Annotated in this window: 13 protein-coding genes; 10 read left to right on the top strand and 3 right to left on the bottom strand. The window is 49.6% G+C overall.

Features of this window, described 5'->3' with window-relative positions:
* The first annotated feature begins 79 nt into the window (after positions 1–79).
* Entirely contained in the window at positions 80–811 is a 732-nt protein-coding gene (locus ROJ03_RS12815) for a sulfite exporter TauE/SafE family protein (RefSeq protein WP_313727462.1), read from the top strand.
* Positions 812–817: 6 nt separating this feature from the next.
* On the opposite strand, the gene ROJ03_RS12810 is transcribed toward ROJ03_RS12815, so the two are convergent.
* Positions 818–1,525, bottom strand: a complete 708-nt coding sequence (locus ROJ03_RS12810; protein ID WP_313727461.1) for a carboxymuconolactone decarboxylase family protein — start codon at positions 1,523–1,525, stop codon at positions 818–820.
* A 272-nt stretch (positions 1,526–1,797) separates the two neighbouring features.
* Between ROJ03_RS12810 and ROJ03_RS12805 the strand changes: the two genes are divergently transcribed.
* From ROJ03_RS12805 to typA, 7 genes are all read left to right on the top strand, one after another.
* Positions 1,798–2,952: an iron-containing alcohol dehydrogenase gene (locus tag ROJ03_RS12805; protein WP_313727460.1), complete on the top strand. Its 1,155-nt coding sequence runs from the start codon at positions 1,798–1,800 to the stop codon at positions 2,950–2,952.
* A 220-nt stretch (positions 2,953–3,172) separates the two neighbouring features.
* Positions 3,173–3,472: a metalloregulator ArsR/SmtB family transcription factor gene (locus ROJ03_RS12800; RefSeq protein ID WP_313727459.1), complete on the top strand. Its 300-nt coding sequence runs from the start codon at positions 3,173–3,175 to the stop codon at positions 3,470–3,472.
* On the top strand, positions 3,463–4,467 hold the full coding sequence (locus tag ROJ03_RS12795; protein ID WP_313727458.1) for a permease: 1,005 nt from the start codon (positions 3,463–3,465) through the stop codon (positions 4,465–4,467). The genes ROJ03_RS12800 and ROJ03_RS12795 overlap by 10 nt, the downstream gene beginning before the upstream one ends.
* Before the next feature lie 20 nt (positions 4,468–4,487).
* A complete protein-coding gene (locus ROJ03_RS12790; protein WP_313727457.1) occupies positions 4,488–4,802 on the top strand; it encodes a thioredoxin family protein in 315 nt (104 codons plus the stop codon).
* Positions 4,799–5,215 carry an arsenate reductase ArsC gene (locus ROJ03_RS12785; protein WP_313727456.1) on the top strand — a complete coding sequence of 139 codons (417 nt, stop codon included), beginning with the start codon at positions 4,799–4,801 and terminating at the stop codon, positions 5,213–5,215. Before ROJ03_RS12790 ends, ROJ03_RS12785 begins: the two co-directional genes overlap by 4 nt.
* A gap of 107 nt (positions 5,216–5,322) precedes the next feature.
* Entirely contained in the window at positions 5,323–6,519 is a 1,197-nt protein-coding gene (locus ROJ03_RS12780) for an MFS transporter (protein WP_313727455.1), read from the top strand.
* A gap of 45 nt (positions 6,520–6,564) precedes the next feature.
* A complete protein-coding gene (typA, locus tag ROJ03_RS12775) occupies positions 6,565–8,403 on the top strand; it encodes a translational GTPase TypA (protein WP_313727454.1) in 1,839 nt (612 codons plus the stop codon).
* A gap of 107 nt (positions 8,404–8,510) precedes the next feature.
* Here typA and ROJ03_RS12770 read toward each other — a convergent pair whose 3' ends face one another.
* Both ROJ03_RS12770 and asnA read right to left on the bottom strand, forming a co-directional pair.
* Positions 8,511–9,263 carry an exodeoxyribonuclease III gene (locus ROJ03_RS12770; protein WP_313727453.1) on the bottom strand — a complete coding sequence of 251 codons (753 nt, stop codon included), beginning with the start codon at positions 9,261–9,263 and terminating at the stop codon, positions 8,511–8,513.
* 8 nt (positions 9,264–9,271) lie between these two features.
* Positions 9,272–10,306: an aspartate--ammonia ligase gene (asnA, locus tag ROJ03_RS12765; RefSeq protein WP_313727452.1), complete on the bottom strand. Its 1,035-nt coding sequence runs from the start codon at positions 10,304–10,306 to the stop codon at positions 9,272–9,274.
* Between the two features lie 97 nt (positions 10,307–10,403).
* On the opposite strand from asnA, the gene ROJ03_RS12760 reads away from it, so the two are divergent.
* Positions 10,404–11,021, top strand: a complete 618-nt coding sequence (locus ROJ03_RS12760) for an HAD family phosphatase (protein WP_313727451.1) — start codon at positions 10,404–10,406, stop codon at positions 11,019–11,021.
* Positions 11,022–11,236: 215 nt separating this feature from the next.
* The gene (locus ROJ03_RS12755; RefSeq protein WP_313727450.1) at positions 11,237–12,568 is read left to right on the top strand and encodes a GH1 family beta-glucosidase; all 1,332 of its coding nucleotides are present in this window, start codon (positions 11,237–11,239) and stop codon (positions 12,566–12,568) included.
* Positions 12,569–12,870: the final 302 nt, after the last annotated feature.

The following is a 12,870-nucleotide window of genomic DNA, read 5'->3' as shown; positions in this document are numbered from 1 at the left end:
TTGTCCAGACAACACCATTTTTTTCCTCTTTTCCGCATTGACAGTATTACTGTGGTACACTGGCTTGAAAGAGGATCTAATGGGTAGTGTGATAATCGTCTTGTCCTGTGTCTTTGTGGGAGCCTTTCTGCAGGCTAACATAGGGTTTGGGTTTCCTATCGTAGCAATGATACTCTTTCCCCGATTCTTTCCCTTCTCGACAGCAGTAACCTTGACACAACTCATCGCAATGGCAAGCACTGGGTACCTGACGGCCAAGTATTGGAACAAGATCCAGTGGAAGGCCCTGTTTCCCTTGCTTTTTGCCTCATTGGCCGTAGCTGCTTTTGTAACTCTGTTCAGCCTGAAGGTAGAGCAGGGAAAGCTTGTCATCGTGCTGGGAATCTCCCTTGTCCTGATCGCCCTCTATTTCAGCATATTCTCCCAATCCATCCATATTCAGGCAAAGGCATGCAATGGGCTTTTGATGGGCACCCTTGCGGGGTTTGGCAATGGTCTCTTTGGTATTGGAGGCCCACCAGTGGCCCTCTATCTGCTTCCCGCCTTGCCGGGAAAGCTGGAGTACCTTGCAACCATCCAGGCGTATTTCTTCTTTTGCAACTTGGAAAGCATTGTCATCAGGACGCTCAACGGGGCTCTGGTAGTGGAGCAGCTCTACCTTATCCCCCTAGGATGGGTAGTCATTGGACTGGGCACGTTCTTTGGCCTAAAGCTCTTTGACAAGATTCCTTCCCATATCCTGAAGAGAATCGTCTACCTGTTCGTTGGATTATCCGGCCTTTGGATCGTGGTTGAGGCCTTGCTGCAATAGGGCCTTCTATTCCCCAGAGAACCTGAGCAGGGGAGTGCCAACTAGCGAGGCAACGATGGAGTGCAGGGCTGCTAGGGGCAGGAACGGAAGGATGGAAAAAGTGAGCAGCAACTCATACCCCAGGCTGCTTCTTGTATCCTTGGAATGATCACTGATCCTCCGTTGCAGCAGGCCCAGCACCACACCCCAGATGTTTCCTACCATGATGATCCTTGCCGATCCGAGAATTCCCTTGGCGGCACAATCCCCATACTCCAGCACTATTTCATCCCAAGCCTTTCTGGTAGGTCTTCCTTTTGTTTCTGCATAGTGTTGGCTGAACATGATGGCCTTGAGCTGATCATCAGGTACCTGCTCAAGTTCACCTGAGAGCAACTGCTTGATGTCCTGGGAAGCCATGCCCATCTCCAATGCCATTCGGGTATGGGCGTACGAGCAGAGGGGACATACATTGACCTGGGTTACTGCCAGCATGATCCTTTCCATGAACAGCCTGTCTATCAGGCCTTTTTTTTTGGCTTTCCGAACATGGCGTATGGACCGGAACAGCACAACCAAAGCCTGGTATGCCTCACCGATAGAGTAGAGCCGACTTTCTTGTTTTTGCATGGTTGCCTCACCATCATAGTGCCCCATTGTCCCCAACCTTGCAAGCAAAACAGTAAGGCTAGGGGCCACAGAGGGAATGTTGGGGGATTCGATGTAGTAATTCATCCGTAAATAAAAAAACCTCTTTATAATGTGAATTAGAAACAGTGAAAAGCATTAAATAGAATATTAATATGATAAAAAACGGAATAATTTACATTTTAATATGTAACAATTTTGATTTAAGTAAAAAATTTTGGAGAATTGGAAAAAACTTTCTAAAAGCTATTAAATAGTTCAAAAAATATCGATATATTAGAGGCTATAAGAGTGAGCCAGGCTCCATTTCCTGTTTGGCCCATCTCAATTCCCATTAGGGTAATCACGAGGAGACAGACATGAGCGTTATGAGTTTTTCGATTCCAAGAACAATCTACTATGGAGAAGGTGCACTAGAGAAGCTTGCCTTGTTGAAAGGGAAAAAGGCAGCCTTGGTCACTGGTGGCAGTTCCATGAAGAAGTTTGGTTTTCTTGACCAGGCTGAGGCCTTGCTGAAGAAGGCTGGCATCTCATCCATCCTCATTGATGGTGTTGAACCCAACCCATCGGTTGAAACCGTCTTGCGTGGCGCAAAACAGATGCAGGAGTTTGGACCTGATTGGATCGTGGCTATCGGTGGCGGTTCGGCCCTCGATGCAGCAAAGGTCATGTGGTGTTTCTACGAGCACCCTGAGCTGAGTTTTGAGGATATCATTGAACCAGGTTCCATGCCTTCCTTGCGGAACAAGGCCCGTTTCATAGCCATTCCCTCAACCAGTGGTACCGCCTCTGAAATTACTGCTTTCTCTGTCATCACCGATACCCAATCACACATAAAGTACCCGATCGTTGCCGCTGACATGGTTCCGGATATTGCAATCCTCGACCCAAGCCTGCCCATGACCATGCCTAAGCACATCACGGCAAACACCGGCATGGATGTCATGGCCCACGCAGTAGAGGCAGTCGCCTCCATTGCAGCAACTTCCTTCACCGACCCCTATGCCATCGAGGCCATCAAGCTGGTCCTGGAGAACCTTCCTACTGCATATAAGGAACCCAAAAACCTTGTTGCAAGAGAGAAGATGCACGAGGCCTCAGCCCTTGCCGGCATGGCTTTCACCAACGCCTCCCTTGGCCTTGTCCACTCCATGGCACATAAGATTGGTGGAGAGTTTGGCGTCACCCACGGCCTTTCAAATGCAATCTTGCTTCCCTATATCATCGCCTACAACCGAAGGAGCTCCTCCAAGTACGCCTATGCGGAGAAGATGCTCGGTATCAAGAACATCTCCGAGGAGATCCAGCGTCTGAACAGGTCGATGGACATCCCCCTTACCTTCAAGGATTGCACCGAAGTGGATTTCTCCGAAGACAAGTTCCTCGCTGTATTGGACAGGATGAGCCAGCACGCCTTCGAGGATCCCTGTACCCTTACCAATCCAGGAACACCCACTGTAGCAGACATCAGGATGATCTTTGAGGCTGCCTACTACGGCAAGGCCATACAGTAAAAACTGTAGCATCTGAGTATAATGGGGGCCGAAGGCACAAGTGCTTTCGGCCCTGTTCTGTTTTTCCCTTCCAGAAGGATTTTTTTGTCTACCGATGCTATGGGGTGGGGCATACCGGTGTAGGGAAGGCGAAAAAAAGGACTCATTTCTCTGAATATATTGACAGGGATCTATCTGTGTTGGTAATATACATAGATAGAAATCAATATGAGAGGTGTCCATGGACATTGACCAGTATGTACAGATTTGTAAGGCCCTTGGCGATCGTAACCGCCTGGAGATAGTCACCCTGCTTACAGGGGGGGAGCAGTGTGCCTGCGAACTGCTCAAACGCTTTTCCATAACACAGCCTACGCTCTCCCACCACATGAAAACCCTGACCGAAGCCAGGCTTGTGGAGGTACGCAAGGATGGAAAATGGTCCTATTACTCCATTAACTGCCCGACCCTCCAGCAGTTCAAGGAGTTTGTGCATACCCTCTCCTGCACGAAGGATAAGGGGGTTTGCGTATGTCTGTAGTCTGGGATTTCTTTCAGAACCAGATGCTGTCGATGCATTGGCTGAATGCCCTCATGGGCTCCTTGCTGACTTCCCTGGGGATGGACACCGAAGCAAGGGTTGGGGCGAGCCTCCAGTTCTTCCTTTATGACACCATCAAGATATTTGCCTTGCTCTCGTTCCTTATTTTCATCATTTCCTATATCCAGAGCTACTTTCCTCCCCAACGGACCAAGAAGATCCTCGGTAGGTATACTGGCATCAAGGCAAATATCCTTTCGGCCCTGCTTGGGACCGTCACTCCCTTCTGCTCGTGTTCGTCCATCCCGCTGTTCATCGGCTTTACCAGTGCAGGGCTTCCCCTGGGGGTCTCCTTCTCGTTCCTCATCTCCTCCCCCCTGGTTGACCTAGGGTCCTTGGTTCTGCTTACAAGCATCTTTGGGGGGAAGATCGCCGTTGCCTATGTGTTGGTGGGGTTGGTCCTTGCTGTCCTTGGGGGAAGCCTCATCGAGAGGATGCATCTGGAAGGTCAGGTGGAACCCTTCATCCTCAGCATCAAGCCTGTTGATGGAGAGGATGAGCATCTGACGCGGCAGGATAGGATAGCCTATGCCTGGAGCCAGGTTCAGTTTACCGTGAAGAAAGTATTCTGGTATGTCATTGCAGGTGTCGGTATAGGAGCTGCCATCCACAACTGGATCCCCTCGTCTGCAATACTGTTTGTCCTGGGCAAGCATAACCCCTTCTCGGTGTTGCTGGCGACTGTTGTCGGTATCCCCATGTATGCGGATATCTTCGGCACCATCCCCATAGCAGAGGCCCTCTGGGCGAAAGGGGTGGGGGTAGGGACGATCCTCTCCTTCATGATGGGGGTAACGGCACTCTCCCTTCCGTCTCTGGTGATGCTGCGCAAGGCGGTGAAGCCTAAGCTGCTTGGCGTGTTCTTTTTGATAGTTGTGGTAGGGATCGTACTCATTGGGTACCTGTTCAATGCATTTGGGTATCTGTTTGTCTGAGAAATGGAGGAGAAAGCACTATGGCACTGTTTGGATTGGGTAAGAAACAAAAAAAGGGTGAAGAAGTTCAGGGCAAGGAGAGTCCGTCTGCGGTAAAAGTGCTGGGATCTGGCTGTGCAAGCTGCAACCAGCTTGAGGCAAATACGAAACAGGCTTTGGCAGAACTCTCCATGGATGGCTCCATCGAGCATGTGACTGATTTCGTCAAGATAGCCGGCTACGGTGTGATGACTACCCCAGCCCTTGTGGTAGATGAAGTTGTCGTTTCATCTGGAAAGGTTCTCTCAAAGGATGAGGTTGTGGTCTTGCTCAAGAAGGCAAGGGGACTGGCATGAAGGGGCCCAGGCCAAAGGTTGCCTTCATCTGTGTGCACAACTCCTGCAGAAGCCAGATAGCAGAGGCCTTGGGAAAGCTCCATCACAAGGATGTCTTTGCCTCCTACTCTGCAGGCACCAGCCTGAAAAAAGCTATCAACGGCGATGCGGTCAGGCTTGTGCGGGAACTCTATTGCCTCGATATGGAAGAGAGCCAGTATCCAAAGCTCATTGGGGCCCTGCCACCGGTTGACATCGTGGTGACGATGGGTTGCGCCGTCGATTGTCCAACTTTGGCATGCAGCCATCGGGAGGACTGGGGGCTAGATGATCCTACAGGCCAGGATGATGCACACTTTCTGGCAGTCATACGAACCATCGAGGAGAAACTGGAAGATTTGGCACTCCGTATCGTGAACGGCAGGCTCCTGTAAAGATTACCCCTAGTGGACATTCTTCGCAAATAATTGTATTACATAGGGGTAGGGACTTTCGTCCCTACCCTTGCCTGTCTTTATCATAATCTTTCAGGAGTTCCCTCATGCCATCAATCGCTAAGGTCCTTCGTGTCAAGAAGGACGATGCTCCCTTGATGTATACCGTATATTTCGCCTTCTTCACCAGCGGTCTCATGAGCACCCTCATAGGTGCCATCCTTCCCTTCATGAAGGCTGAGTACAACATGAGTTATGTACTCAGTGGGGCCATCATCTCAGCCCATCAGATCGGAAATTTCTGTGCACTGCTAATCTCGGGTTTCCTTCCCTACCTGATAGGCAGAAAGAAGAGCACCATCACCCTCTCATTAGGGATGGTCCTGGGGTTCTTGCTCATGACACTGACTGCAAACCCCCTGTTTCTTCTGCTTGCCTTCCTCCTTACCGGTGTAGGGCGGGGGACCACAAGCAATATTTGCAATGTGGTGATGAGTGAGGTAGCTGAGAACAAGACTGCGTCGCTGAATCTTTTGCATGCATCGTTTGCCGTCGGTGCTTTCCTTGCACCATTTTTGGCGATCCTGTCCACTGCCGTCTTTGGGGTCTACTGGAGGATCAGCGCATGGACAGTAGTGGTCCTGGAAGTGCTTGTCCTGTTTTTCTTTGCCCGATCATCCCTGTCGGGAAAGAGCATGGAGAAGAAGAAGGATGCCGGTACCGGTTTCATGAAGAGCAAGAGCTTCTGGCTCAATACCTCGATCCTGTTCTTCTATCTCTGTAGCGAGGCATCCATCATCGGTTGGCTGGTTACCTATTTCACTGATTCCGGTATCCTCAGCCCCTCCCTTGCCCAGACGACCAGTTCAGCCCTCTGGGTCTTCATCCTCATCGGAAGACTCTTGTGTGCCTCCATCTCGACCAAGATGAACAGGAACCTGCTTCTGGTGTTGCTTGGATTCTTCCAGGTGGTATTCTTCCTGCTGATGATCAGCGCAACGAACTATATCCTCATCTATGCCAGCATCTTTGGCTTTGGTCTTGCCATGAGCGGGACCTACCCAACGGTACTCTCTACCATGAATCCCAAATTCAATGCATCTACTGTTGCAATGGGTACTTGCATTGCAACCGCAACCCTTGGGGCCATCATCATGCCGATCGTGGTGGGTGCTGTGGCACAGGGTTCTGGAATAGTAGGGGGGCTTGCCACGATAAGCTTCGCTTTGGTCTGCATGTTTACCCTGATTCTCATCAAATTTTTTGTTGGAAAGAAAAGGCTGAAGAATGTCCAGACCTATTAAATACAATTGGGGTTTTATGATACACTGTTGTCTAAGGAATTATTGATGATTAAACAAAATAAGCATATTAGGAACATAGCCATCATCGCTCACGTCGACCATGGCAAGACTACCTTGGTAGATGCCTTGTTCAAGCAGAGCGGATTGGTTTCCCGAGACAACCAAGACCGAATTATGGATAGCGGTACCATCGAAAGAGAACGTGGAATTACCATCAGCGCCAAAAACTGTGCCATCAACTGGAAAGGGGTAAAAATCAACATCATCGACACCCCTGGACACGCTGACTTTGGTGGTGAGGTCGAGCGAGGTCTCTCCATGGTCGATGGCGTTGTCTTGCTTGTCGATGCTGCAGAAGGACCACTTCCCCAGACCCGATTTGTCCTGGAAAAAGCCCTGAAGCTGAATCGTACACCGATTATCCTCATCAATAAGGTTGACCGCCAGGATGCCCGGAGCGAAGAGGTTCTCAATGAGGTCTATGACCTGCTGCTTGAACTGAGCAACGATGAAAAGATGCTTGAAGTGCCGGTATTCTACGCCATTGGAAAGAATGGGCAGTGTGGCATGAATCCCCAAAACCTGGATGCCAACCTGCACCAGCTCATGGACTGCCTCATCGACTACATACCAGCCCCTACCTATGATGACGAGGAACCTTTCCAGATGTTGGTAAGCGATCTCTCATACAGCGATTTCCTTGGTCGTCTTGCCATCGGCAAGATCATAAACGGAAGGGCGAGCATGTATGATTCCCTGGTCTGTGTCAAGGAAGGTGGAGTACTGCGCAGCCTGAGGGTTACCAAGCTCCAGGCGTATGATGGCCCGACTTTCCATGATGCTACCGATGTTGCAAGTGGGGATATCATAGTCCTCGCTGGGGTAGAGGATGTCTCCATTGGTGATACGATCTGTAACAACTCCCACCCCAAGGCCCTGCCTAGGATCAGCATCGACGAACCGACTGTTGCAATGTACTTTTCCAAGAACATCAGCCCGCTTTCCGGCAAGGAAGGTTCGGTCATTGCCTCAGCAAAGATTTGGGAGAGGCTGCAGAAGGAGTCCCTTCGCAACGTCTCCATTAGGGTTGAGAAGAACCCTGATGATAGCTTTACCGTAAAGGGAAGGGGCGAGTTCCAGATGGCAATCATCGTGGAACAGATGCGCCGTGAGGGGTTTGAACTCTGTGTCGGCCGTCCACGCACCATCTTCAAGGTTGACGAACAAGGCAGGAAGACCGAGCCCATCGAATACCTCTCTGTAGACTGCCCTGAAGAGTACAGCGGCCAGGTCATGGACAAGCTTGCCAGGCGAAAGGCCCTGATGAGTGACATTACCTACACAGGGACCGGACGGGTCAAGATGAAGTTTGAGATTCCTGCACGTGGTCTCATCGGCTACCATGATGAGTTTCTGACCGATACCCGAGGGTTGGGGATCATGAACACCTTCATGAAAGGCTACGAGCCTTACAAGGGTGATTTCCCGGATCGCTTCAGCGGATCTCTCATCAGCGACCGTGCAGGTGTGGCTGTTGCCTATGCCCTGTGGCAGCTGGAGGATAGGGGCAGACTCTTCATTCTTCCTGGGGACCCTGTCTATGAAGGTCAGATCGTTGGGGAAAGGAATAGGGACCTTGACCTTACCCTCAATCCAACCAGGACCAAGAAGATGTCAAACATGAGGGCTTCAGGTCATGATGAGGCTATAATTCTTGTTCCGATCTCCAAGCTCTCCCTGGAGCAGGCCATCCAGTTCATCAAGGATGATGAGCTGGTGGAGGTCACTCCGCTCTCAGTAAGGATGTGCAAGAAGATCCACGATACCCAGATGAGGAAAGTGTTTGAGAATAGAGGTGAGATTCCTCACTATCTGCTCAAATAGCCCTTAGGGGATCCTCAACGCGTGCTGTTTGGGAAGACTACACAAGAAAAAGCCTGAAGTCAGTGTGACCTCAGGCTTTTTCGTTACTGGTGGGCTGGAAATACCGATCAGTCGCTAAGGGTGAGGACGACAGGGGCATGGTCGCTTCCCAGGATCTCTGCATCGATTGAGCTTTCCTCGATCCTATCCTTGAGATGGTCGCTCAGTAGCCAGTAATCGATACGCCACCCTGCGTTGTTTGCCCTTGCGTTGAAACGGTAGGACCACCAGGAATAGGTTTCGGTCCGCTGTGGATACAGGTGCCTGAAGGAGTCCGTGAAGCCAGCCTCAAGCAGACGGGAGAAGCTCTCCCGCTCCTCTATGGAGTAGCCGGCGTTCTTCTCGTTTGCCTTGGGGTTCTTCAGGTCTATGCTCTTGTGGGCTACGTTGAGGTCCCCACAGATCAGTACACCCTTGATCTCGTTGAGCTCTGATACATAGGCCCTGAAGGCTTCATCCCAGTCCAACCTGACAGATAGGCGTGCAAGCCCATCCTGGCTGTTGGGGGTGTAGCAACACACGACAAAGAAATCCTCAAACTCAGCGGTGACCACCCTGCCTTCACTGTCGAGAGGATGGCCAATGCCTGTCTCGACTGAGAGGGGTTTTACTTTGGTGAAGAGTGCAGTACCTGAGTAGCCCTTCTTTTCGGCAAAGCTCCAGTAGGTGTGGTAGGCAGGAATATCCAGATCTATCTGGTCCTGCTGCAGCTTTGTTTCCTGCAGACAGAAGATATCTGCATTGCTTTGGTCCAGATACTCCTCAAAGCCCTTTTTCTGACAGGCACGTAAGCCGTTGACATTCCAACTGATAAGTTTCATTGCACCTCCTACATAAGAACGATGTTCTGTCTCTTTGCTGCATCCAGCACTTCCTGTGGCCATACAGATGCCTGGACCTCCCCGATGTGGGCCTTGTGGAGCAATACCATGCACAGGCGGCTCTGCCCGATACCTCCACCAATGGTCTGCGGGAGCTCTCCCTTGAGAAGCCTCTGGTGCCAGTAAAGTTCAGCGCGCTCCGGGCAGTTGCGAATCTCCAGCTGCCTGAGCAAGGTTTCAATATCGACTCGGATACCCATGGACGAGAGCTCGATGGAGTCCTGCCGGATGGAATCCCATACAATGATGTCCCCGTTGAGGCCAGTATGCTCTTCGTCGCTGGCAGTGGACCAGTCATCATAGTCAGGTGCTCTTCCTCCCTGGCTGATGCCATCGGCGAGAGGGGACCCTATCCCGATAAGGAAGATTGCACCATACTTTTCGGCAAGGGCATGCTCCCTCTGTTGGGGTGTCAGCTCAGGGTAGAGCTTTTGCGCATCCTCGGAATAGATGAAGGTAATATGGTCAGGCAAGGTCGGTGTGCAGTGAGGGAACATCTCGCTGACCAGGAATTCTGTCCGTTTCAGGGCTGAATAGATTTTCTTGACGATCCTCTTGAGGAATTCCACATTCCTGTCATGGTTTCCGATGACCAGTTCCCAGTCCCACTGGTCGACATAGAGGGAGTGGATCGCATCGATATCGTCGTCGGGCCTGATTGCATTCATGTCGGTATAGAGGCCGGAGTTGACCTTGAATCCCATATTGGCCAATGCGAGCCTTTTCCACTTGGCAAGTGACTGGACGATCTCCATCTCCATATTGTCCAGATTCCCTATCGCAAAGCGGACAGGACGCTCGATCCCATTGAGGTCGTCATTGATACCTGAACCTCGGGGGACAAAGAGGGGGCTGGTTACCCGGCTAAGCTTAAGTCCGGCAGAGAGTTCTCGTTCAAAGGTATCCTTGATGTACTTGATCGCCCGTTCGGTCTGAATCTGGCTCATGGTAGGCTTGTACTCTGGTGGGAAAAATGGGCTCATATGGTGGTTATACTCCTTGGTTCCTTAGAGAATATCCTATTTTTGAAATGTGTAAAAGCACTAGAAGTATCCGAAGGGCTTATGCTATGATTTCCCTATGGAAAATACGATTCGTCTTTGTATGTTTGATATGGGTGGGGTTGTTGCAAAACATACAGATTCCACCATGGAACGGCAGCTTCTCGAGGATTTTGGAATCGTGGGTCATTATTCCTTCTCTTCAGTCGACCCCACGCTTCCATCCCTCCTGGCTGAACACAGCAAGGCACGAATCGACGAGCAGGAAGTATGGGAGCAATTCTCCCTGAGGACAGGCATCGCGATACCTCCCCATACGGGGTCACTGTGGGGCAAGTATTTCAGGCCTGAGCTGGACCCCTATGTAGTAGCCATCATTGAAGAGTTGAAAAGTGCAGGCTACCGTGTGGTATGTGCTACAAATACCGAGGAGGCTCACTATCTGTATCACCGCAAGGCTGGCCAGTATGATCTGTTCGATGAGGTATATGCCTCTCTGACCCTGAAGGAAGCCAAACCAGATAGGGCATTCTTTGAGAAGATACTCTCCTTTGAGGGCGTACAGCCGTCGGAGGTTCTCTTTGTTGATGATTATCCGGAAAACTGCGAGGCCGCTTCCGATCTCGGGATCAATTCCTATCTCTTTGCCGATCCTGTAGATTTGCGTTGGCACTTAATTGCTATGGAATTGCTGTAAAAATAGTATTAAACTTATATCAAATTTACCTGTTTTGCTAGATAAGCAATAGTATGTTATAGTAAATTTGTTCACTGAAACAACTTTGTTCAAATTTTTACATATGGTTGAGTGACTGCCATGTGCATGGTATTATGACCCACCTGGTAAGGATAGTGATGCTCTCTGTAGCTTGCTGTAGATGTTTCGGGGATATAATATAAGGATTGGAAGTAATGCGACAGATACATTTTGAAGATGATTTCTTGTGGGGGTGTGCAACAGCGAGCTATCAGGTGGAGGGTGCCGTAGATGCTGATGGACGTAAGCAAAGTATCTGGGATACCTTCTCCAAGGTCCCTGGTGCGGTGATGAACGGTGACGATGGCACCATTGCTTCTGACCAGTACCACCGGTATGTAGAGGATGTTAAGCTCATGGCTGACCTGAATTTTCAGGCCTACCGGTTTTCCCTCGCTTGGCCAAGGATCATGCCTGATGGCACCGGTGAAGTTAACATGGCTGGGGTTGACTACTATATCCGGTTGAGCAAAGAGCTGAAAAAACAGGGCCTGGAGGTTGTCGCCACACTCTACCATTGGGACCTTCCACAGGTATTGCAGGATAGGGGAGGCTGGACAAACCGGCAGACAGCGTATGATTTCCAGAACTATGCAGAGGCATGCTTCAACCATCTGGGACCCTATGTTGACCGTTGGATCACGCTAAACGAGCCCTTCTGTGCAGCCTATCTTGGATATCTGACAGGAGAGCATGCTCCTGGTATCAAGGATGCTAAGCAAGCAAACAGGGCTGTCCACCATCTCAATCTTGCCCATGGGCTTGCATTGCAGTCCTACAGGAAAACAGGCCTTGCCGCTCCGATCGGGACAACCCTCAACCCGATAGCACCAAGACCGGCCTCTAGGAAGCCGGAGGACATCCTTGCAAGCGAATATGCAAGAGCCTTCAATACTGACGTATTCCTCCTGCCCTTGTTCAACCAGGGATACCCGAAGCTCGTTACTGAGGGTATGGGTATTTCCTATCCGATTGAAGATGGGGATATGGCCATTATCGGAGAAAAGATAGACTTCTTGGGTATAAACTACTATCAGGAAGGCGCTGTAGTATATGATGAGACCAAACAGGGAAAGAACCGGGACGTTCCTGTTTGGCAGCCTGTCACCAACCAAGGCTGGCCTGTAACCCCATTCGGGTTGTTGAGGATCCTCCATTACATACAAGGCTTTGACCCAAACCTTCCTTTGTACATCACCGAGAATGGTTGTGCTTCTGATGATGAAGTGGTCGATGCAAGAGTCCATGACCTGTTCAGATGTGACTACATACTCAAACATTTGGCTATCTGCAAACAGGCAATAGATGAGGGCATACATCTCAAGGGATACTTTATCTGGTCATTTATGGACAATTTTGAATGGGCCTGGGGCTATAGCCGCCGTTTTGGTATCGTTTATGTCGACTATGAAACACAACAACGGATCCCCAAGGACAGTGCCTACATGCTTCGGGATGTAATTGCAGGATATTGCGAGACCCTATAGGCAAGAAAGCTACTTGACAAAGCAATACGATATGCCATGTCTTACAATCATTATGCTATGATTAAGACATGGCATTATTATTATAACTATATAAAAATAGTACAATAATTGTATTTATTTAATAGGCAGAAAAGGTATGTCACTAATATCCAATACATATATAGAAAGAAACTATATAATTAAAATATAAAAACAGTATAACAATAATAGTTATTTAACATATAGAAAAGGAATGTCACTAATATCCCATACATATATAGTAGTAAATTATATAATTAAAATATAAAAATTATAGTAATATA

The sequence above is a fragment of the Sphaerochaeta sp. PS genome, from assembly GCF_032144095.1.
In the GTDB taxonomy this organism is placed as follows: Bacteria; Spirochaetota; Spirochaetia; order Sphaerochaetales; family Sphaerochaetaceae; genus Sphaerochaeta.
Note: the sequence above shows the minus strand (reverse complement) of the source record. Positions and strands in the feature narration are given on the sequence as shown.